The 21913-nt window shown below is 56.4% G+C and carries 20 protein-coding genes; 9 read left to right on the top strand and 11 right to left on the bottom strand.

Going from position 1 to position 21913, the window contains the following annotated elements:
* The first annotated feature begins 533 nt into the window (after positions 1-533).
* Both J5278_RS29720 and J5278_RS29725 read left to right on the top strand, forming a co-directional pair.
* Positions 534-1103 carry a hypothetical protein gene (locus J5278_RS29720; RefSeq protein ID WP_219259552.1) on the top strand — a complete coding sequence of 190 codons (570 nt, stop codon included), beginning with the start codon at positions 534-536 and terminating at the stop codon, positions 1101-1103.
* Positions 1100-1813, top strand: a complete 714-nt coding sequence (locus J5278_RS29725; protein ID WP_209188333.1) for a hypothetical protein — start codon at positions 1100-1102, stop codon at positions 1811-1813. Before J5278_RS29720 ends, J5278_RS29725 begins: the two co-directional genes overlap by 4 nt.
* 326 nt (positions 1814-2139) lie before the next feature.
* On the opposite strand, the gene J5278_RS29730 is transcribed toward J5278_RS29725, so the two are convergent.
* Complete coding sequence (locus tag J5278_RS29730; protein ID WP_219259554.1) at positions 2140-2412, bottom strand: hypothetical protein; 273 nt, start codon at positions 2410-2412, stop codon at positions 2140-2142.
* A 653-nt stretch (positions 2413-3065) separates the two neighbouring features.
* Complete coding sequence (locus tag J5278_RS29735) at positions 3066-5087, bottom strand: methyl-accepting chemotaxis protein (RefSeq protein ID WP_219259579.1); 2022 nt, start codon at positions 5085-5087, stop codon at positions 3066-3068.
* Between the two features lie 688 nt (positions 5088-5775).
* On the opposite strand from J5278_RS29735, the gene J5278_RS29740 reads away from it, so the two are divergent.
* The 5 genes from J5278_RS29740 (at position 5776) to J5278_RS29760 (ending at position 10443) form a co-directional block, all read left to right on the top strand.
* Positions 5776-6201: a low affinity iron permease family protein gene (locus J5278_RS29740; RefSeq protein ID WP_209186030.1), complete on the top strand. Its 426-nt coding sequence runs from the start codon at positions 5776-5778 to the stop codon at positions 6199-6201.
* A 610-nt stretch (positions 6202-6811) separates the two neighbouring features.
* Entirely contained in the window at positions 6812-7870 is a 1059-nt protein-coding gene (locus tag J5278_RS29745; RefSeq protein WP_219259556.1) for an ABC transporter substrate-binding protein, read from the top strand.
* Positions 7871-7905: 35 nt separating this feature from the next.
* A complete protein-coding gene (locus J5278_RS29750; protein ID WP_247749080.1) occupies positions 7906-8901 on the top strand; it encodes an iron ABC transporter permease in 996 nt (331 codons plus the stop codon).
* Complete coding sequence (locus J5278_RS29755; RefSeq protein WP_209186028.1) at positions 8898-9671, top strand: ABC transporter ATP-binding protein; 774 nt, start codon at positions 8898-8900, stop codon at positions 9669-9671. Before J5278_RS29750 ends, J5278_RS29755 begins: the two co-directional genes overlap by 4 nt.
* A gap of 13 nt (positions 9672-9684) precedes the next feature.
* The gene (locus J5278_RS29760; protein ID WP_209186027.1) at positions 9685-10443 is read left to right on the top strand and encodes a substrate-binding domain-containing protein; all 759 of its coding nucleotides are present in this window, start codon (positions 9685-9687) and stop codon (positions 10441-10443) included.
* A 136-nt stretch (positions 10444-10579) separates the two neighbouring features.
* On the opposite strand, the gene J5278_RS29765 is transcribed toward J5278_RS29760, so the two are convergent.
* The 4 genes from J5278_RS29765 to J5278_RS29780 form a co-directional block, all read right to left on the bottom strand.
* Positions 10580-11092: a DUF1543 domain-containing protein gene (locus J5278_RS29765; RefSeq protein ID WP_209186026.1), complete on the bottom strand. Its 513-nt coding sequence runs from the start codon at positions 11090-11092 to the stop codon at positions 10580-10582.
* A gap of 25 nt (positions 11093-11117) precedes the next feature.
* Complete coding sequence (locus tag J5278_RS29770; protein WP_209186025.1) at positions 11118-12911, bottom strand: cytochrome c biogenesis protein DipZ; 1794 nt, start codon at positions 12909-12911, stop codon at positions 11118-11120.
* Between the two features lie 22 nt (positions 12912-12933).
* Positions 12934-13428, bottom strand: a complete 495-nt coding sequence (gene msrB / locus J5278_RS29775; RefSeq protein ID WP_209186024.1) for a peptide-methionine (R)-S-oxide reductase MsrB — start codon at positions 13426-13428, stop codon at positions 12934-12936.
* Between the two features lie 98 nt (positions 13429-13526).
* Positions 13527-14780, bottom strand: coding sequence for a DUF2325 domain-containing protein (locus tag J5278_RS29780; RefSeq protein ID WP_209186023.1), 1254 nt, complete (start codon positions 14778-14780; stop codon positions 13527-13529).
* Between the two features lie 439 nt (positions 14781-15219).
* Between J5278_RS29780 and J5278_RS29785 the strand changes: the two genes are divergently transcribed.
* Positions 15220-16401: an MFS transporter gene (locus tag J5278_RS29785; RefSeq protein WP_209186022.1), complete on the top strand. Its 1182-nt coding sequence runs from the start codon at positions 15220-15222 to the stop codon at positions 16399-16401.
* 169 nt (positions 16402-16570) lie between these two features.
* Here J5278_RS29785 and glp read toward each other — a convergent pair whose 3' ends face one another.
* From glp to J5278_RS29805, 4 genes are all read right to left on the bottom strand, one after another.
* Positions 16571-17803: a gephyrin-like molybdotransferase Glp gene (glp, locus tag J5278_RS29790; RefSeq protein WP_209186021.1), complete on the bottom strand. Its 1233-nt coding sequence runs from the start codon at positions 17801-17803 to the stop codon at positions 16571-16573.
* Between the two features lie 64 nt (positions 17804-17867).
* A complete protein-coding gene (locus J5278_RS29795) occupies positions 17868-18287 on the bottom strand; it encodes a DUF6314 family protein (protein ID WP_209186020.1) in 420 nt (139 codons plus the stop codon).
* A gap of 62 nt (positions 18288-18349) precedes the next feature.
* Positions 18350-18847, bottom strand: a complete 498-nt coding sequence (locus J5278_RS29800) for a GAF domain-containing protein (protein WP_209186019.1) — start codon at positions 18845-18847, stop codon at positions 18350-18352.
* Between the two features lie 58 nt (positions 18848-18905).
* Entirely contained in the window at positions 18906-19844 is a 939-nt protein-coding gene (locus J5278_RS29805; RefSeq protein ID WP_209186018.1) for a LysR family transcriptional regulator, read from the bottom strand.
* Positions 19845-19961: 117 nt separating this feature from the next.
* On the opposite strand from J5278_RS29805, the gene J5278_RS29810 reads away from it, so the two are divergent.
* The gene (locus J5278_RS29810) at positions 19962-21026 is read left to right on the top strand and encodes an aromatic ring-hydroxylating dioxygenase subunit alpha (protein ID WP_209186017.1); all 1065 of its coding nucleotides are present in this window, start codon (positions 19962-19964) and stop codon (positions 21024-21026) included.
* 52 nt (positions 21027-21078) lie between these two features.
* On the opposite strand, the gene J5278_RS29815 is transcribed toward J5278_RS29810, so the two are convergent.
* Positions 21079-21903, bottom strand: a complete 825-nt coding sequence (locus J5278_RS29815; RefSeq protein ID WP_209186016.1) for an arginase family protein — start codon at positions 21901-21903, stop codon at positions 21079-21081.
* Positions 21904-21913 lie beyond the last annotated feature (10 nt).

A 21913-nucleotide genomic window follows, 5' to 3' on the forward strand; every position in this document is an offset into this window, starting at 1 on the left:
ACACTTGCTGATTCCGTCGGTCTTGATGGGAATCGAACCGTTGAACAGTAATTTTGGCAGAATGAAATCTCGTTAGAACAGATACTTAGGTGAAGTGTCGAGATTATATAATTCGCTTGGTTCGACATGTCGCGTCGTCATCCAACCTTTGTTTCATCATGTCATAACAGCGGTGGCAATCACCCTAGCGAAAGCCGAAGGCTGTTCAGGGTTTCCGTAAATTTCTCGCGAAATGTACGCATTATCTCGAGCCGAATGCCATTTCGCTTTTCCCGCGTTTGTAGATATTATTCGGGGCGGTTCCAGCGAGAGATCGGCCAGGCGCCTTGCTCCGCCCGGAAATCTGGTCTTGATCAATCTGGAAACATTATTGCCCCCGATCATTACCATCTATCAAATCGCCCAAGCACTTGGTGTGAGCTACATCGAGCTCTTTGCTCCAAACGATTAATCTAAGGCGCGATGTCCACAGATTGACAGGACCGATTGCTTCAGGCTAACTGTCCTCAGTCCTAGGACAGAGGACACTGTTTATGAAGAGCCAAGATATCGTCGTTTTGTTAAAGCTGGTAAGCCTGCAAGACCAGGAACTCACCAAGGGCATCGATCGGTTGCGATCGGAATCCGTTGGGGGAGACCCGTATTCCGTTCGAAACCTAGAGGCGCTACTGGGTATCAGCAAGACCGAAATAGGGCAGTCCATTAAGCGCAGTGTCGCGTCAGGCATCGCGCGAAAAGACAATAGCAAGAACGAGCCTAGGCCAAGCCGCAGGAACCTGTTCGGCTTCATTACCACCGGGCTAAAGTTCGTCTTCCCCGCTCAAGTTGGGCCGATGCAGCGCGGCATACCGACCGCCTTCGCCGCACCTATGCTCACGGAACTCCTGATCAGCGGCGGGATGTACAACTTCGTTTGGCCCTATGCCAACGGAAGGGAGATGGGGCAGGCGGTGGAGCCGCTCTTCAAGACCGTGCCGGACGCAGTCCTGAAGGACGACGCACTCTATGAGTACCTCGCGTTGGTCGATGCGATCCGCCTCGGGAACCAGCGGGAAGTTGGTCTCGCGACAGACCACCTCAAGTCAAGGATCATGAGCAAATGACAGCGATCCGCGCCCAACTGCTGGAAATGATGAAAGCCGTTGCCTCGGCCCTTGGCGACGACCTCCGCTCGCGCCTGGTCTTCGTCGGCGGATGCACGACCGCGCTATTCATCACTGATCCGGTCACGCTTGAGGATGTGCGTGCCACTGACGACATCGACCTGATCGTTGACTTGGCAGGCCTTCCCGCCTGGGCACAGCTCCAGGAAGAGCTTCGACACCGGGGCTTCATGGAGGCAGCTGACGAGGCGGTGATCTGCCGCATGCGTCTCGGCAAGCTCACGGTCGACTTCATGCCGGATGATCCGGCTATCCTCGGATTCGGAAATCGATGGTACGCGAGTGGAATCGAGACGGCACAGCACTACCAGCTCTCGGAAGACCTTGCGATCCGGATCCTGACGCCGCCAATGTTTCTTGTGACAAAGCTCGAGGCCTATGCCGGAAGGGGAAACGGCGACTTGATCATGAGTCGTGACGCGGAGGACATCCTCCTGATTATCGACGGCAGGGAGGAGCTCCTAGCCGAGGTCACGGCGGCCGACAACGAGGTTCGAAATTTCATCGCCGGACAGTTTCGTGCGCTCCTCGATCAAGGTGACTTCGACGATTTTCTCGATGGCAATATCCGCGGGCCCGCCGGTCGTGTAGAAATCGTCCGGGACAGGTTTGTCTCGATAAGCCATTGTGCGGATGGCCCCGCACAATGAAAATCAAGGCCCGATGGTTGAGCCAAAAAGGAACACGCACCGACGACAATCGCGACCATGCGGGGATCACGGGGAGACATGGTGAACTCCTTGCTATCGTGGCTGATGGCGCCACGAACGGCTCAACAACGGGGCATATGCACGGGCAATCGTCGAAGCTGTCGTCGACTGGTTTCCAGGAACCGACGAGGCGTGGGGCCACGAGCTCATGCAAGCCAAGCTTCGGGAGATTCATCAAGCCCTTCGCAAATCGTTTCCAAGGGGTTCCGCCAGAATTATCTTCTTTCACGTGAGGGACAGACACAGGCTCCTTGACGGTTCTCCACTCAGGAGATTGCCTTCTTGGCAGGCACGACGGCCAGGTACACTGGCAAGTCACGCCACATACCCTCGCAAACGCCTTGGCGGACATGCCTCTCGATGCGATCGCAAAATCCCCCACGAGGCACCTTCTCACCCAGAGTTTTCGTTCCAGGAAGTTCATGGTCACAGACGTCCTCGCAGAAGAGAAGGTCAGCGGCACGTTTTTTCTTGCCGCCGATGGCTTCTGGGCGGAATTGACGGAAAGCGAGCAGGAAGTTCTTCTTGGCGGCGGCCAATCAGCTGCTCCAGAGAGAGATGATGGCAGCGTGCTACGATTATGGCTTTCCACCGAGGAGCCGACCGAAATCTTGCTGGACGATCGTGGATCGACGAATTTTTATGTGCGGACTCCAGGGCCCCGGAAATAACCCAGAAGCATAGATATCCGGCATCTTTCGCCGCCCATCAATGCCCGACGTCAGTTCCAGCGCCTTGATGCGATCCGAACCCTACCACTCACCCTGTGAGACGTTTTCCAAGCAATATCATGGAGTTGGCGCGTAACGCCAATTTATGGAACTCTTCAAATCAAATCGCGATATGTCCTTTGCAATGTGGCTTCTTTCAAACGAGCCGCGACCAGCCAAAAATCTTGTCTCCTCGATGCGATCTTCCGGTTGACGTCGACGCGGAAATTTCCTGTGTCATAATGCACTTGGACCGGTACATCGCATAAGGCTGCTCCCTCGCCGGAACGGGCCGGCGGGGGAAATAGTCAGTGAAACTGACGACCTAAAAATTTGACTGTCTGCAAGCTTACCAAGCTGAAGACATGTCGGGCAGATGTGGGTCGTCAAAGGTCGGCATTGAATCAATATATGTGGCAATCGCTATCAACCTACCTTTGCCGTAGTGGACAGCTTAGGAAAAAGTGCCGCACTCGGCGGCCCTAGAACTCCTCCCAGTTCTCGGTGGCCGTGGCTGCTGCCTGAGCGCCGCCGTTAAAGGCACCGGCAAGTTTCGAGCGCAAGGATCGCGCCGGGGACGCACCAGGCGCCACTCCCGCATGAGCTGGTCTTACCTGAGTGGCGCGAACAGTGGCGTTAGCTGATGCAACGTGAAGAGTTGAGCGGCTCGTGCCCCTAGCGGTCGGCGATGAGTCCGAAGTGAACCCGCCTACGCTGTTTCTCAGGTTGAATTGGCCAAGCAATTCGTTCAGCGCGGCTACCTCCTTGGTGAGGCTGTAGCTGGCGGCCGTCGACTGCTCAACCATTGCCGCATTCTGCTGGGTGCCTTGGTCGATCGTGTTCACGGCCGTGTTGATCTCCGCCAGCCCGGTCGATTGTTCGCGTGCCGCTTCCACAATAGCACGGACGTTTTGGTCGATCTCCTCGACCTCTTTGACGATCTGTTCAAGCGACTGTCCAGTTCGTCCTACAAGCTCGACACCATTTTTGACCTGAGATCCAGATGTCGAGATCAGCGCCTTAATTTCTTTGGCGGCTTGGGCAGAGCGCTGGGCCAACTCGCGCACCTCTTGCGCAACAACTGCAAAGCCCTTACCGGCCTCACCTGCTCGTGCGGCTTCCACACCGGCATTCAGCGCCAGTAGGTTTGTCTGGAAGGCGATCTCGTCGATTACGCCGATGATGTTGGATATCTCGCTTGAGGATTTTTCGATGCCCTGCATGGCGGCAACTGCGTCGCGCATGACTTCGCCCGACTTCAACGCACCCAATTTCGCGCGCCCGACAAGCTGCCCCGCATCTTCAGCGCGTTTGGTAGAATCTTTCACCGTCGTGGTGATCTCTTCCAAAGCCGCGGCGGTCTGCTCCACCGAGGCCGCCTGCTGCTCCGTGCGCTTAGACAGATCATCAGCCGCCGCACGGATCTCGTTGGCGCCGGAATCGATCGCCTGAGCATTTTCGGCTACGGCTCTGAGAGTGTGCTGAAGCTTGTCCATCGAGCCATTGAAGTTCTCCCGCAACCCGTCGAGATGGGAAACGAACGCGGTCTCAATGCGGTAAGACATGTTGCCGCTGGAAAGCTCGCCCAATCCCGTTCCCAAGCTGTCGACGGCCAGGCGAGTGGCTTCGGCGTCGTGCGCTTTCTGCGCTTCTCGCTCTGCTCGCTCCTGCTCTGACAGGGTGCGGTTGGATTGCGCCTCCTTTTCAAGGCGTATGCGCTCAATAGCGTTGTCGCGAAACACGGCGACAGCTGCAGCCATCTGGCCGATTTCATCACCTCGTTCCAACCCAGCAATTGGTTCTTCAGTTTCGCCACGCGCCAGAGCTTCCATGCGGCTCTTCAGTTTGACAATAGGCGTGGTAATGCCGCGCGATGAAACAACTAGTCCTGCAGCAAGCGCGGCCGCAAAAACCAAGCCGAGTATCGCCAACGTGTAGAAAATGGTGTCTTCTGTCACGGCAGTTAGTGCATTGCTTTGGTCTTCAACACTCTTATTTTTATGCTCAATCCAGGCTCGAACGTTCATGATCTCCTCTTTGACTTTCACGTCCGCCTGCTTCAGCAGCGACTTCGCTCTATCATCGTCGTCAACCAGACCTGCCTTCACAGCTTCGTCCGTAATGGCAAGAATTTCTTTGGCGGCGTCCTCGAGAGGAACTACGCTCGAGGCGTCGTCCTGTGCGTGCTCCTTTGCAACGTCGAATAATTCGAAAAGCGTCTTTCTATTCTTTATGTAATCGTCATTTAGACCCGCCGTCTCCGGATCCTTCGAGCTGTATGCGAGGATCTGATAGGCATTGTAGCTAATGGCTGCGACTCTTTGGCTCCCTCGGGCCATGGCGACCGTTGCTACTTCATCTTGCGAAATTAGGTCTGAGTAGTTGTCATCGGCTTTTTGGAAATTGCGTGACATCATCAACACGCCGCCGGCGGCGATCACGCATATTGGGATCAGCACTGACAATATCTTGGTTCGGATCTTCGCATTTTGAAGGAAGGACATGTTGGTTATAAATCCGTTGATCGCGTGTTGCATTTGAAGGCACGGGTACTGCGTGCGAAAACCCTAGAACCAAAACCTGATAATTTAGTAAATAACAGGACATATCCTTAAGCTATTCGAAAGTAACAACAAATATGGCAGCGTTGGAGAAGTCTTGCTGAGCCGGAAATGAAATATGAATATTTAACTTCGTTCCTTAACCGGCGGGAGCCGGTGACTGTCTATTCAGGGGAATTAAAAACTGAAAATGTTGATTGTTCTGGAAGCGCCCCAAGCTGAAGACCCCTTTGAGGCGCGAAGTCTGTCAGAGATCAGGTATCGTTGCTGTCAGCCGGGTGAATGCTTGTCGAAAACGGCTGTTGCTTTCAGGCCTACATTAGCTTAGCCTGATATTTTGTGGTGTCCGTGAATGCCCCACATGATCGGGCGCAACTAATGCACATACTGACCCACTAAAGCCCTGAACGCCATGACAGCGTTCAGGGTCTTTTGCTAATGTGACTCGGCTAGGGGTCCAGATGCCGAAACACATGATATGCGCTTGTTAATCCTAACGTTGATAGGGTCATTTCTGTCTACCGGATCAAAAGCATCATTTTCGCCTCATGTATGACGAGTATTTACACTGCGGTTGTAGTGCAGCACACTTCGCGCCTAAATATTATCGCTTCGACTGGAGGTCCATCAATTGGCCAAAAAGAAAGGCTTCTTCTCCACCTTTGCCAACGTCGTTGCCGATTGGTCAGGCAAGCCGGTGACGTTTGTCGTTGCCTTCTTCCTCGTGTTGGCGTGGGCGGCGACTGGTCCGATCTTCAACTACTCGGAAACGTGGCAGCTGGTCATAAACACCTCGACCACAATCGTAACGTTCCTGATGGTTTTCGTCCTACAGAACTCTCAAAACAGGGATGGCAAGGCGCTCCAAGCGAAACTCGATGAGCTAATCCTCAGCAGCAAGGCTTCGAACAAGTTCGTTGGCGCCGAGAAGCTAAGCGAAGAAGAACTCCGTGAGATGAGCGATAAACTTGAAAAGGACGCCGCACTGCTTGAGGAAAAAGCGGCTGAGAAGGCGCTGGGAAAGTCCGTCAGTTTGCATCGGCACAAGGGCGACTAAATCCAACCGACAAAAAGCCATATCAAGCCGGCTATTGCGGCCCGAAATGGCCGTTGAGGCCGAGGAAAGTGAGTGGGCGCCAGTCACCGTGCGGCGCAGCAATGGCCCATAGTCTTTGATCGGCGCGATATTGGTCTTGAATGAATGTGACCGTATTGGTGGCTAATAGGAAAGTTTGGAAAAGACTGAGATCATCCTCTCGCTTTGAAAGGATCGGAACCTTCGACCACTCACGCATCAAACCGTTTTTCCCACGAAATCAATTAATTGCAGCGTAAAGCCAATTTATTGAACTTTCCTGGTGATTTCACTAGGAGTTCTCGAGGCGTCGACGACGAATTACTGGCTTTTCCGGTTGCATACCGCCATTTCGCCTCCAGACTAACTTGTTTGGATGCGAAGACTGCTGCTCGACAAGTAAGACCGGTATTAAGGTCGAGGTTAAAGCGTCGCTCTCACCCAGCGACCTCCCGACAGGCAAGCCAAGCTAAATCATCGTGAAATCCCGCGGCTTGTTCTAGGGCCACAAAGCACATGCTGTAATAGCGTTGTATCCGCAGGAACATAATGATACGCCCTATCACACACCTCGCATCCGAGTACTTTCACCATGTTCAACCGTTTGCCCACATATTTTCGTCTTACATCCTTCTTTCTGCTTATGCTCTTTTCGGCTCCAGCATGGGCAGATCGAGTCGTCGTCGACCAAATTGGAAAGACCGTCCACTTGCCAGAGGTTGTCGCCCGGGTTGTCATCCTGCAGCACCAGAGTCTCAATATCGCAGTCCAGCTTAACGCCATGTCCAAGGTCGTGGGTGTGCTGGACGAATGGCAAAAACAGCTAGGAAAAAATTATCTGCGCCTTGCTCCGGAACTTTCAAAGATGCCGACGCCCGGCGGCCTGACGAAGGTCAACATCGAGGAGTTGCTGAAGCTGAGGCCCGACGTGGTGATCGTGACCAACTATGCGCCTCCCGAGATGATCTCCCAGATCGAAGGAACGGGTATCCCCGTCGTTGCGATCTCGCTTCTCGACGTGCCGCCATCGGAAGCCACCAAACTTAGCCCGTCAGTGGCTGATGAGCCGAAAGCCTACGATGCCGGCTTTGCTAACGGTGTCAGGCTCATCGCCGACGTCTTGGACAAGAGACAGCAGGGCGAGGAGTTGATAGCTTATGCGATGAAGAACCGGAAGCTGGTCGCAGATCGGCTGGCAGGGCTCGATGAGGCGATGCGCGTTCCGGTCTACATGGCAAATCCTGACCTGACCACATATGGCCATGGCAAGTACACGGGACTGATGATGGCCAAGGCCGGTGCCCGCAATGTCGCCGACAGCGTTGCCGGCTTCAAGCAGGTCACTATGGAGGACGTTCTGTCGTGGAACCCGGCCGTGATCTTCGTCCAGGAGCGTTACTCCGAGGTCGTCAAGGATATCAAGACTTCCAACTCCTGGCAGACAATCGATGCCGTTAAGAACGACCGGGTCTACCTGATGCCGGAATATGCCAAGGCCTGGGGCTATCCGATGCCGGAAGCGCTGGCTTTGGGTGAGCTTTGGATGGCGAAAACGCTTTATCCCGATCGCTTTGCCGATATCGATATGAAAAGCGAAGCGGACGCGTACTACCGAAAGTTCTACCGCACCGACTACCAGTCGGCCTTGTGAGCGGAAGACTAACAGCCGTGTTCGCAGCACCAAGATTGGTGTTATGGGTCCTAACCGCTCTGTTCATTGCGGTGGCTGTGTGCTCGTTGGGCGTCGGCCGCTACGGGATTTCTGCAGCACGGGTCGTGGCCATCCTGATTGATCCCATCATCTCGGCAAACCCTACAGTCTCGGCAGTCGAGCGCACCGTCGTGTTCACTGTACGCCTTCCTCGTGTCCTTCTTGCGATGTTCGCAGGAGGTGGGCTGGCGCTTGCAGGTGCGACACTACAGGGCGTCTTTCGCAATCCTCTTGTTGGACCACAAATCATCGGCGTGTCTTCGGGCGCAGCTTTCGGGGGCACTCTGGCAATTTTGTTGGGTTTCCCCAGCTACTGCCTGCTCTCGAGTGCTTTTCTGTTCGGACTGTTTGCTCTCTTTCTCGTCTACGGCTTGAACATCCTTGTCGGAAGGAAAAACATTCTCGCGCTCGTTCTTTCTGGCGTTGTTGTCAGCGGGTTTTTCGGCGCGCTGGTAAGCCTCGTACAGTATCTGGCCGATACCGACGAGAAGTTGCCGGCAATCGTGTTTTGGCTTCTCGGCAGCTTTGCAACCGCGAACGCTTCAAAGCTTGAATTAATCACTATCCCAGTTCTGGTGGCCTCCGGTTTCCTCCTCGCGCTTCGCTGGCGGGTTAATTTACTGTCGCTTGGCGACGAAGATGCAGCGGCCCTCGGTGTGCGGGTGGAGTTGCTCCGCTGGATGATCCTTTGCCTCGTCACCGTTATCGTCGCAGCGCAAGTGGCAGTGAGCGGCATTATTGGCTGGGTCGGCCTGATCGTCCCTCATATGGCCCGTACTGTTGTGGGACCGGACCACCGATCTATGCTTCCGGCTTCTTTGATGATCGGTAGCATCTACGTTATCCTCATCGATGACGTCGCCCGAACCCTGTCAGCCACCGAAATTCCCCTCGGCATCCTGACAGCGTTGATCGGAGCGCCAGTCTTTGCCTTTCTCCTGCGCCACAGCCAGTCGCAAGGTCTCAGATGAGCCGTTCCATTATAACGATCAGGGATGCAGGGCACAGCTACGACGGTCAGCGTTGGCTGTTTCGCAATCTCGCTTTCGAGCTACGTTCAGGCAAGATCCTAGCCATCCTCGGCCCAAACGGGCGTGGGAAGTCGACGTTGCTTCGCGCACTCGCTGGCCTGATCAACCTAACGGTTGGCAACATCCAGCGATCCGGGTCAATTGGCTTCGTGCCTCAGGATTTTGGAGGGTCATTTCCCTATTCCGCGCTCGATATCGTTCTCATGGGTCGTGCTCGCCACATCTCGACATTCCGAAGCCCCAGCAAGGCCGACGAAGCGATCGCTCTCGACGCCCTGGCCACCACAGGCATGCAGTCATTTTCGCAAAAGAGTTTCAATCACCTCTCAGGTGGCGAGAAGCAACTCGTTCTCATTGCCAGGGCGTTAGCCGGAAAAAACGAGTGCCTTCTGCTTGATGAACCCGCATCTGCCCTCGATCTCAAAAATCAGGCAGGCGTGCTGGACCTCATGCGGGGTGTTGCCCTGAGCCAAAACCTTGCGGTGGCCTTTACAACCCATCAGCCCAATCATGCGCTCGCGATCGCCGATCATGTTCTGATGCTGTTTGATGAAACCGAAGCGGTTCTGGGGCCAGTAGAAAACATAATGACGGACGAAAATCTTGCAGCGCTATACGGTATCCCAGTACGCTCCATAACTTTTACGCACGATGGAGATCGGCACACTTCCATCGTGCCCATACTTAGAGACCGAACTTCACGGGTTTAGACAGGAAACAACCATGCAGACCAGGATCCAGCCGACGCCTCTCATCGTCCTGGCAGCGGGAAGTCTTCGCAACGTCTTCGTCGAAATTATTTCGGAGTTCGAACGTCAGTTGGGAATACCTGTGCAGATTGAACACGGTCCCGCAGGCCTACTTCGAGAAAAGATTGAGGAAGGTGCATTGTTCGACGTCTTCGCATCTGCCAACTTGGCTCATCCGGAAAAACTGCATTCGCTAGGGCTGACCGGCCCAGTCCTTTGCTTTGCGCAAAACCGTCTATGCTTGATCGCTCGCCGAAGCCTTGCAGTTAACGAAGAAAATCTGATCGATGTGCTTGCGGATCCAGAAGTGAGGCTGGGAACATCCACCCCGATGGCCGACCCCTCCGGAGACTACGCTGTCGAGTTCTTCCAGAACGTCGAGCGTCGTCATCCCGGAAAAGGACGATTGCTTGCTGGCAAGGCCCAGGCGTTGGTGGGCGGGCGAAATTCCGCTCCGATCCCGAAAGGCAGGACACCCGCAGGTTTCCTGATCGGACAAGGAACTGTAGACACATTTATCAGCTACGCATCCAACGGGTTGCTCAATGAAGGTGACCCGAACCTCGTTGTCGTTCCGCTTCCCGAAGCTTTAGGGCCGACCGCAAAATACGGTGTTTCGGTGCGTCGGAACGCAGCGGGATCGGCCGCACTGTTCCGCAATCACTTATTCACACCGACGACCAAACTCGCATTGGCCGGGCATGGATATGTGGCGGATGGCGACTCGTCATAGGAGGCGCCAGCGAATGCCAGACCGCGGAAGATCCGCGCAACAAGTTGACTCAACCACGTTGCTGTTTTCGTTGAGTAAGTCAGCAAATCAGCGATAAGTCGTCAACGCGACCATCTGGCGTGCCACCTAAACGCCCCTAAACCCCAATTCGAATGTAAGCACAGGTAAACCCAAATGGCTTTACGCTTGTCGCCTCAGTCAGCTTGAGACGATATCCATATCGGCCCATCAACTCTGTAACATCGACCGCCTTCTCCACCTCAAACACGTTGTCCTTGTGTGGGAGTTTCCAGTTTCTGATTTGCTGGAGGGCTTTCTTGGTTGCTGCCTTGGCATCCGATGCGACGAGCAGAATATTGCGGTGCAGTTCGCCGAATTCTGTGGGATCGTATCCGCCTAGATTAACGAAAAATAATTTCGTCGCAGGCGCTTGTTCCAACAGTTCGGTCGTCAGTGTCACATCGTAGCCATCCGCCTGTTCGACCGCGCCCCAGCAATCGAGGTGCAAGCTCTTTGGATCGCCCCACCATTGATTGCGCAGATCGTCGCGGCAATCCTCCGCAGTCTCACCGATCGAAAACCTCACATCATGCAGTTCAATGTTCGAATTCCCGCAATCACCACCGATATAAAACATAAACAGTTTCATCGTCTCTCCATCATCAAAGTCCGTCTTAGCCGAACGTGAACGCGTAGGCCTGAACACCGGGATCGAGGAACTTGATCTGGAATGTATGATCGGCCACCGGCCCCTTCTGGCGGACCAGCTGATACAGACGCTGGCCCGTGATCGTTCCCTTTCCTTCGGCATCCGTGTCCGTTCCGTGGCTTTCGCCGGGAGCCTTGCCGTCGATCGTCACCTGAAACCGTACCGGCTTCCCGTCGACGGCAGGTCCCAGCACAAGATGCAAATCGCGTGCGTGGAACGTGTAGAAAATACCGCCATCGTTGGTGTTCGACACGGCCATCTCGTCGCCCACCGTCCAGTTCCCTATCAGACCCCACTGATTGAGAGTGGTGTTCTCGAGCTGGTAGTCGTGAGCGGCATCCTTGACGAGACCGTCGGTGGGCAAAAAATTCTCGGCTCGGGCGTAACCCACATAGGTTTCCGGCGACTGGACTTCCGCAGTGTCTGCCGCAGCTTGAACGCCATCGGCCTTGACTTCGACGATGCCCCTTGCGACATCGGCCTTGCCGGCTTCGGCCAGCAGCTGCTGGATGATCCGCTCCGACTGATCATGTTCGCCTTCGCCGAAATGGTGATGACGGATCTCGCCATTCGCATCGATGAAGTAATGGGCCGGCCAATACTGGTTCTTGAAGGCGCGCCAGATGGCGTAATCGTTATCGATCGCTACGGGATAGGTGATCCCCAGATCGCCGATGGCCTTTTTCACGTTGCCGAGATCTTTCTCGAAGGCGAATTCCGGGGCGTGTACCCCGATAACGACAAGGCCCTGGTCCTTGTACTTCTCGGCCCATGCCTTGACGTAAGGAATGGCGCGCAAACAATTGATGCAGGAATAGGTCCAGAAGTCGACGAGGACGACTTTGCCTTTCAAGCCTTCGGCTGTGAGCGGGGCGGAGTTCAGCCATTCGACCGCGCCGGTCAACGGCGGCATGGTTCCCTCAATGGGAAGCGCATCGGCAAGCCCGGGCTTCGCGGCCATCATCATCGTATTGTTGCCGCTCATCATCGCGTCACCGCCCTTCATCACCACTGATGGCTCCTCGGGTTTTGGATGCAGTTTGTCGAGCAGGTTCTGTTCGAGGTTCGCCGTGCTGGCGAGGGAGGCTTGGGTCAGGAAGCCGGTGTCCGCTCCAAAAAAGATGGCGACAACGGCAACCAGCACCGCAACGCCAACGCCCTGGCGAACGCGCTGACCAATGCCAAGTGAATTCTTCATCGCCTTGTAGACCCGACCGCCGACCAGCAAAGCGAGCGCCAGCGATGTCGCGGCACCCAGGGCATAGGCAAGCAGCAGCAAGGTCGTGCTAACGCTGGCACCGTTGAGGGCCGCACCTGTCAGGATCAGGCCGAGAACGGGGCCGGCGCAGGGTGCCCAGAGCAATCCAGTCGCGACACCGAGCAAAAGGGAGGTGACCACCGTCGAGCCGCCATCGCGACTTTTCCTGTCCGACGACTGCGAAAGACGGGCACCGGCAGAGACCAGTGGCCGGGTCAGGTAATCCGAGAGCGCCGGAAACAGCAGGATGATGCCGAATGCCGCCAGAAGCGCCAAGGCGAGGTAACGGCCATACTGATTGGCCTGTACCGCCCAGCCGCCGCCGAAGGCGGCCAGTGTCGCCACGGCTGCGAAGGTTGCGGCCATGCCGACAAGCATCGGCAGGCTGGAGCGTATAAAGGGCTGTCCGGCGCGCGCGAAAACGAACGGCAGCACCGGGAGGATACAGGGGCTGACGATCGTCAGGACACCGCCGAGATAAGCAAGCAGAAACAGCAGCATGATGTCAGGTTCTTTCCAGCGCTCAGGCCGCTTCGCTATGGAATTTCATGGCGACGCCGTTCATGCAGTACCGCAGTCCGGTTGGCTGTGGCCCGTCGTTGAAGACATGACCGAGATGGCCGCCGCAGCGGCTGCAACTCACGGCGGTTCGCACGGTACCAAACGATGTGTCCTCCGTCTCGATCACCGATTTTTCGATTGGCTGCCAGAAGCTCGGCCAACCGGTGCCACTGTCGAATTTCGTGGTGGAGGCAAAGGCGTCCTGATCGCAACCGGCGCAGCTGAAATTGCCCTTGCGCTCTTCATGCAGCAGTTCGCTGGTGAACGGCCTTTCGGTCCCTTCTTCCCGCAGCACCGCATATTGATCGGCGGTCAGGATTTTCTGCCATTCTTCCTTCGTGTGACTGACAGGAAACGTTCCCGTTGCCGCCATCACGGGGGTAGAGGGCAGACCAAAGCGAACGGACATGATGCCAAACCCCGCACCCGCCAACAACAGTCTTCTCGTCAACTTCATGGAGTTTCTCCCAAGCCACGTATTTGTTCATACTGGTACTACGAATGCGCCGGCTCAGAAGTTACATGCCTCCGCGACGAACACCGAAATGTGAGCTGTCATGGGTTCTCCAGCATCTCGAGCGTGTCAAGACTGGCCAAAAAACTTGTAAGACTTGCGGAGCGAAGAGGTACAAACCTCTTGCCGGTTTCACGGCAGAGGCGCTTCACCATCAGTGCCGCGGAGTGGCTGACGCAATCGATTGGGAATAGTGCGACGTCCGCCTGGCCCACCAAACCGGCCAAATACGAATTGCTATCCTCGATGCCACCGTCATGAATAAGAAGATGGATACCCCGCTCCTCCGCCAGGGTCCGGAGTCGATCGAACAAATTACGCCGCCCTCCGACATAAAGGACCGATGTGTCGAGAGACTTCAACTGAACCTTCGCGGGTGCCTTTGCATCGTCATCTGCAAAAAGCTGCGCCTCCAGTGCGTCGAGCTCGCGCTGTAGCACTTCAACTTGGCTTGTGGCTGAAGCTGCACGCAACTCAGCATCTTTCAGTCGGCCTTCCATTGCGGCCAAGAGGGAGCCAAGCGTCTCGCCACGAGAGATCTCCGTGTTGAGGCGAGACCTAAGGGCTGTGTCGGCGGCACTGCTCGCAACGTCCGTGCTGTTTGTGGTAGCTGATGCCCGTGCTTCCAGCGTGCCATGCTCGAGTATCGCGATACGTTGCTGCAGGCGTGATTGCTCTGATGACGAGGCCTGCAGCCGAGCCTCTTGCCGCGCCAACGTCTCGGCGTTCCTATCGGCGTCCCGCTGCAATTTCTGCAGTCGGGCAACATCTAGCCGGCTCGCGCTTCCAACCAGGTGCGACAGCATGTGCACCTCACCGAACACATCGTTGACAAGCGCTCTGTCAGTTGCAGCGTGCGTGAGCACCGCCCAATATGCGCCGCTTATCTCGCCTTGGTCGAAACACTCGCGCCACAGCGCCCGAACCTCTTTTGCCGTCTTCACTCTGTGGAAGCGTTTGATGATAGTCTCGTGACGTCGGTCGAGTGTCTTTTGCAACATCTTGCCAGCGGTATCCGCCCGGCCGGCTGACATAACGCCGCGTCCATGGAGGGAATGATCGGTTGCAGTCCTTGAATCCGCGTCGCCCATTTTGTGCAGGAACTGACGCAATTCCCCTCCGGTTAGGCAAGTGCCGATGATCGAGCAGTGGAGATTGGAGGATAGCTCCCAGATCTTTGTGCGCGCCAAATTTTTTGGAGCAAGGTTCGAGGCCGGCCCAGGCATCTCCCCATGCCGCTGAATACCGAGATCTTTTGTCTGTGTGTTATAGCGAAGGCCCGGCAATTGCGACATAGCTCATCCAAAGCGTTATATTCCTTGGAATATCACGCTATAGGCGGTTTGGCATTTTCGCAACGCTCAGTTTGACCGCCGTGACGCAATTCGGCGTTACGCCTCGAACATCGAATGCTATTGGCGCATGCTGGTGCGCCATCTCTGGCTCGCTCTGAGAGTACATGAGCCTTTAATCAGCCGGACACGGCGGAGTCGGTAGGACACAGCTTAACTAGGCGGTGGCAATCGCCAAGAGGTATGTGCGATTTTCGAACATATATTGTGGAATAATGTCGTTTTACGTCAGTCAGGTTCTGGGGTTTCTGTAGCCAGAAGACATGGAGGAGAAACTGATGACTGACCACCTCGCAGATGGCAGTGCTTGTCGTGCCGATCACGGTATGTCCGCCATCAAAGACGATGATACCTTGGTAAGGTTGCAGAGATCGTGGTTGCCATGAAAAACTCGCTCAATACAGCATATCTAGGGCTGTTTCTGTCCGGAACAGCTTCCGCAGCAACCGCACCGTATGTTTCCACGGTGGCTTTGGACGTACTCGAAATACCGGGAAGCCGCTATTCCCTGATCGTCTTCGCATCAGGTATCTTGTCGGTGTGTATGTCGCTCGGGATCGGTTGGGCTTCCGATATGCTGCCTGGTCGCCGAACGATGATAGCGTTGCTGGCAACGGTAGCCGGAGCTGGCATTGGCGCCTTTGTTTTGTTCGGAACAGTCGCTCTCTTCATAATGTGCTGCGTGCTGTTCCTGCCTTTTACGTCTATCCTAACGCAGCAGTTCTTCGGTTATCTCCGGTCCCAGTCACTTGGCGTGGACAAACTTGAGGCGGAAAACCGGAATGCTCGAGGTAGAACCTTGTTTGCCACCGCATGGGTGGCCGCGCCAGGGATTTTTGTTGTGCTGCCGGGCGTTGATCCTTCCCGGCTGGCGTTCGCAACATCCGCCACCGCTTGCCTGATGGCCGCCTTGCTGTTTTCCCCGTTGATGGGACCGTCTTGGGATGCACCAATTAACGCCCAGTCACCTTCCAACACTCCCGAAAAGTCGCTAATCGGGACAACAGTCCTGATGATCATACCGCTCATGGGATGCGGTGTCCTGCGAGCGGCACCACGTCTTCAGCAGATCCTACTCGGTCCCATCGTTACACAGGAACTTCACGGCGCGTTTGCCCAGATCGGCTACTTAGCGGCTTTCACGGAACTTCTCGAACTGCCTTTGATACTGATGTGGGGCCGCTTGTTTCGCTATGTCTCGCGTCCGACCATGCTTTTGATCGGTTCAATAATGTTCAGTGGGTACTTCGTGACGCTATATTTTGCGACTTCGATGACCGCGATCTACGTCAGTTCAGCGGTGCTGGCGCTCGCGACCTCCGGAACGCTTTCAATCACCATCGGCTATCTCCAAAACCTTCTTCCTGATCAACCGGGTCTCGGATCCTCATTGATTTCGGTCGCCAACTGCATCGGTGTCGCCATCGCCGCCGCTACATTTGCTCCCTTTTCAGATGCGAAGGCCTTCACGAGTTGTGCTCTCGTTGCGGCAGTGGTCGTTGCTACGGGTCGAGCGGCAATCTGGCTGTGGGAAACTAGATCGACTTCCAATGCTGACGGCTGAGCAGAGGGGCAGATGCTTAGAGCTACCCAGGACGCCTTCAGCGTCGCCTCACTCGCTTCGCTCGGAATAGTCGTCGGGCAGCAGCTTTGTGTAGAACTGGTAAATCCGGGGAAATTTCACTACGCGAGAAAGGTGTGCGATCGCCTCAGTCGGAGGCAACCCCATGTACTTAAAATCCCGGGACAGTCTCCATCCGAATGACCTTGACGCTCTCACCGGCTTTTGCCGCCGGGGCGCCGGCTGGCCGAAACAGGAACGCATTCGATTGAGCGAGCAGGAAAAGCATCGAGCTGTCTTGCTGATCGAACGCTTTCACCTCCAAATTGCCGTCGTCAAAGGATACGACCGCCCTCAGATAATCGTCGCGGTCACCGGTTTGCGGGATAGATTTCTTGAGAAGAGCATTCTCGAAAATCGATCCCGTGTCTTCCGCCCCTGTCATTGCGGCGATCGCAGGCCGAAGAAATAGAAATGAACACACCATTGCGGAAACGGGGTTGCCGGGCATCCCGAGAACCGGGGTCGTTCCCAGTATTCCCGACATCAACGGCTTGCCCGGGCGCATCTTGATCTTCCAGAAATCGAAACTGAGACCAAGTGTCTGGAGCGCAGGGCGCACGCGATCATGGTCGCCGACCGAAGCGCCACCGCTGATGACGAGCAAATCCGCATCGAGTCCCGACAGGGCCGAAATAATCGCCTTGTCATCGTCGCCCGCGATCCCGAGATCGATCGGCAAAGCCCCCCAGGCGCGGATCGCCGCTTTCAACGCCGGCCGGTTGGCGTCGTGAATGGCGGTTTGGGACGCGGCTGAGCCATCGATCGCCAGTTCATCCCCCGTGGATAGGACGGCGATGCGAGGGCGCTGATACACCGGAACGGATCGATGGCCGGTGGCTGCGAGCAGCCCGATATCCCGCGCAGTCAATATCCGCCCGCGCCTGATGATTTCGTCACCAAAGGCAAAGCTCAGGCCGGCCTCTCGGATGTGAAGGTCGCGGGATGCGGCGGCCAGAAACCGCACGTCATCACCCGTGCGTTCCGTGTCCTCCTGGATGACGATGCTGTCGGCGCCCCATGGCACGGGTGCGCCGGTAAAGATCCGCATGCAGGTACCGGCTTCAAGAACCGGCACTTCCACAAGACCGGCCTTGGAAGCCCCCGACAATGGCAAAGTGGTGTCGGGAGCGGACACATCCCTTGATCGAACGGCATATCCATCCATGGCGGACACATCGAAGGGCGGCGACGTAACGCGCGACGTCATTGGTTGCGCAGTAACCCGGCCGATCGCATCGTCCAAGTCGATATGCTCAACGCCTTTCAGATGCACGCTTGCCTGAACGAGCGCGCGCGCATCTTCCACCGTTAGAGAGCTTTTTCCAAATTCCTCGCCGGCCATCGCGTGCCCTTTCGATCATTACGTCATCAATCTGGCCGAAGATGTCAGATGTCGTGGCGAAGCGCTATATCCCTGCAGACATAATGCGCCCATGCGGAGAGAGTGGCTCACGCCGATAATGCGTGACGCTACGGTATCGTTTTCGAGGGCCAGTGACCGACCTGATCTCCGCCCAATCATGCGGGCTGCGGATGAGAAACTGGCCACAGTAGACGTCGTCGCCGCAGAGATGAACGACGGCCTGGATGGGTTTGAAGGCCAGCCGGACAAACTCCGCCCCATCAGGGAAAAACACCAAAACATCGCTGTCTCCCATCATAAGCGTATAAGCGCGACGGCAGTCGAGCGCTCTGCCGCCCGGGTGCAGCTGGCCATGTTCTAAAAATGCGCTCTCGATGATAGTGGCATGGCCGACAAAGGCTATGGTCGAGCGCGCACGATAGTCGCAAATCTTGCGATGAACGCGCCATTCTCCCACCAGCATGCCAGGACGTGTCGGCACGTCACACCCCCCCAAAGACGGCGTCTTTATAGGCACAGATAACGTCAATCTTCCCACGAAGACGCCGCGACATAGGTCGCGGCAAGCGCCTCGATGCCTTCCTGATCCGTAGCGTCGAACCTGCCAGGCGTCGGGCTGTCGAGATCGATGACGCCGAACACCTGCCCGTCGCGAAACAGCGGCACGACCAGTTCGGACCTTGATGCCGCATCGCAGGCGATATGACCCGGAAAGGCGTGCACATCTTCGACGACGATCGATTGCGCCTTTTCGACTGCCGTTCCGCAAACGCCGCGTCCAACAGCTATCCGAACGCAGGCGGGCTTGCCCTGGAAGGGGCCGAGGAGAAGCTCGTCATCGCTATGAAGGAAGTAGAAGCCGGCCCAATTGAGATCAGGCAGCATTTGGAAAATCAGCGCCGAGGTGTTGGCTGCATTGGCGATTGGATCGCTTTCGCCGGAGAGAAGCGCATGAAGCTGGGATCCAAGCTCATGATAGATTTCCGGCTTGCCAATATCCGCAATCGTCTTTGCCTCGAACATGCGCGTCTCCTCGAAGGGTTCAGTCCTGTCGTCCCGATATCACGGGATGCCACCAGTGTTAATTGCGCGCGATAATATTGCCGCTTTCGCTGCCAAGTTCGGAGACGACAGCAACGATACGATCCAGCACCAAATTGGCAGCAGACGATAACTGGCGAACCGGCGCCGCACACACAGCCAGGCTCAGCGGCTTGATGATCGTGTCGCTCAACCTGATGAAGGCGAGTTCACCGGCCGCGACCTCGCTCATGACGTCGATCGAACTGAGGATACCAACACCGGCACCATTGGCGACAAGCGATTTGATCATCTGAATATTATCGGATGCGGTGGCAATCGTCAGGACCACTCCCGTTGCAGCGACGAGGGCGTCCACCTGTTCGCACAACGCCAGCGGCTCCGCTGGTGCGATCACCGGATAATCGGCGCAACGGTTGAAGCGGACGTTTTTCTGCTGTGCAAGCGGATGATCCGGGACGACTGCCAGACCGAGAGCTACATCGAAATGCGCATGCGCCTGTAAGTCCCTGGTCGTTCTCGGATTGAGCATGATCCCGAAATCGGCCTCGCCCTGTGCCAGGGCCGTGCCGACATCTATGTTATCCAGCACCTTCATCGTGAAAGAAATGCCCGGGAAGTCTTCGCGCATCTGCCGGATCACCTCCGGGACGAACCCCTTGGCCAGAGCATCGATGACGGCAATCGTCACATGACCGCGTCTCAGGCCACGCAGATCCTCCATCTGCGCCTGCAATCGGCTAAAATCCTTCGACCAGCTCTTACCGCTGCTCAACAACAACTCCCCGGCCGCCGTTGGTTTCAACCCGCTCGGCATGCGCTCGAACAGTGCGATCCCGAGTTCCTTTTCGGCCGTCAGGATCTGGCGATCGATCGCCGAGGCGGAGACGTTGAGATATTCCGATGCCTTCCGGATCGATCCGAGGCGTGCCACCTCGAAGAAATATTTCAGGAAGCGCGAGAAGACGAGCTGGCTCAAAGGTGTTCCATTTTTTGCAACGAGTATTGCGATTCAAAGATATTGATTTCAACACGGTGCGCAAGCACCTTCATGGAAGCAACTCCCACCTTTTGGTTTTCAGCCGGAAAGACGTCCATGACAGAGCATTTTGATGTCAACGAAGACCTGCCGCGCAACTGCACCTTCGAGCCGAAGGACTGGCATATTCTGGCTCGCCATTGGTATCCGATCGCACTCTGTCGCGACATCGGCGGGACGCCGGTTGCTGCCAAACTTTTGGACGAGACGCTCGTCATTTATCGCTCCGGCAATCAGATCGTCGTCGCCAACGACATCTGTCCGCATCGTGGCGTACCGCTCAGCATGGGGTCGGCCGATGGCGAGAGCATCATCTGCGCTTATCACGGCCTGCGATTTGGAGCGGGTGGTCGCTGCCATCATGTCCCGGCACATCCCGACATGCATATTCCGGAAAAGCTGCATCTGCGCACCTATCCCGTCGTCGAGCGCTACGGACTGGTGTGGACACGCCTGCGGCCGGCATCGACCGAGGATGTGGACGGCACGGCGGACACCACGATTGCGGATATGCCGCATTGGGACGATCCGGACTTCCAGCAGATCGTCTGTCCGACCATCGACATTTTCGGTTTTGCCGGCCGGCAGATCGAAGGCTTTCTCGATGTGGCGCATTTCGGGTTCGTGCACACAGCGACCTTTGGCGATGCCAACAACACCGTTGTGCCGCCCTATGTGCCCAAATTCAATCCAGCCGGCTTTGAAGTCGAATATCGAAGCTCCGTCGGCAATTATCCGATTGGCATCTCGGATCATGGTAGACCGGGCTTCGAATGGCTGCGGCACTTCCGAATGCATCTGCCTTTCACGGCGACGCTGACGGTGCATTTCCCGGGCGAGGCTCGCCTGGTGATCATGAACGCGGCTTCGCCGGTGTCGGCGAAGGTGACGCGGTTGTTTGCCCCGATCGCCCGCAATTTCGACAGAGGCCTGCCGATTCAGGATGTCTATGATTTCAACAGGCGGGTGTTCGAGGAAGACAAGGCGATCGTCGAAGCACAGAAACCGGAATGTCTGCCACTCGATCCGCTGCTCGAGGCGCATATCCCGGCCGACAGGAGCTCAATTGCCTATCGCCGCGGCCTGCGCGATCTAGGCTTGAGCCGGCTGTTTATCTCCTGATACTCGGCCGCCTGCGCCTCAATAAATCGGGACCATTGCGCGGCCAACCAGTTCACAGATAGCGGTCGAGAGCTGGACCGACGATGGCGAGAAGCGTGGCAAGAGCCGCAGAGCACTCAGCTTCATCGTCGGGTGCTTCAAACTCGGCAAGCTCGATGCCAACAATCTGGGCCACCGGGATGCGCATCAAAACCTCCCGAAGCTGACCCGGCGACAACCCGCCCTTGATCGCATAGGCGGCGGGTACGAAATTAGGCTCCAATGCGTCCCAATCGACGTGTATCCAGACCTTCGAGCCCCCGATAAAGTCGGCGACGGCCTCGGGCGTAACCTCCCCGGCCGCCAGCATGTGAACGCCGGCGCTGCGCAGAAGGTCAGCTTCCTCACCATCCACATCCCGAATGCCAGCAATCAGCACGTTTTCCGGCGCGATGCCGGCGCCGTGGCTGCTGTCCCAGAGGCCACATGCGGCAGCTAATACCATACCGCCAAGGTAACCAGAGCCGGTTATAAACGGCGTATTGAAATCTCCATGCGCATCGACCCAGAGGATTTTGGCGTCGGGTACAGAGGCAGCAAGTGCCGGAAGCGTTGCAAGGCTGGCCGAGCAGGTGTTGATCGCCAGCAGTGGAATGCGGTTGGCCTGAAGGGCACCGTCAACGGCGGCCTTGAGTCCAGCGAGCGTATCGCTGGCTTGCGGAAGAGCGAGCGACCAGCCGTCGCTCTGGTGCGGTTGCGGCGTTCCGACGATGGTTTGTTGAAGGCCGTATCGCTCGGCCAGAGCAGATGCCGTCACGGCGGCGCCGCGAATGGCGTTGGGGCTCCGGTCGGCAATTCTGCCCTGCGAGACAATCAAGTCGAGATCCTGCAAACGCATGCGGTACAAT

The sequence above is a fragment of the Rhizobium sp. B21/90 genome (genome assembly GCF_019355815.1).
GTDB classification, from domain to species: Bacteria; Pseudomonadota; Alphaproteobacteria; order Rhizobiales; family Rhizobiaceae; genus Rhizobium; species Rhizobium rhododendri.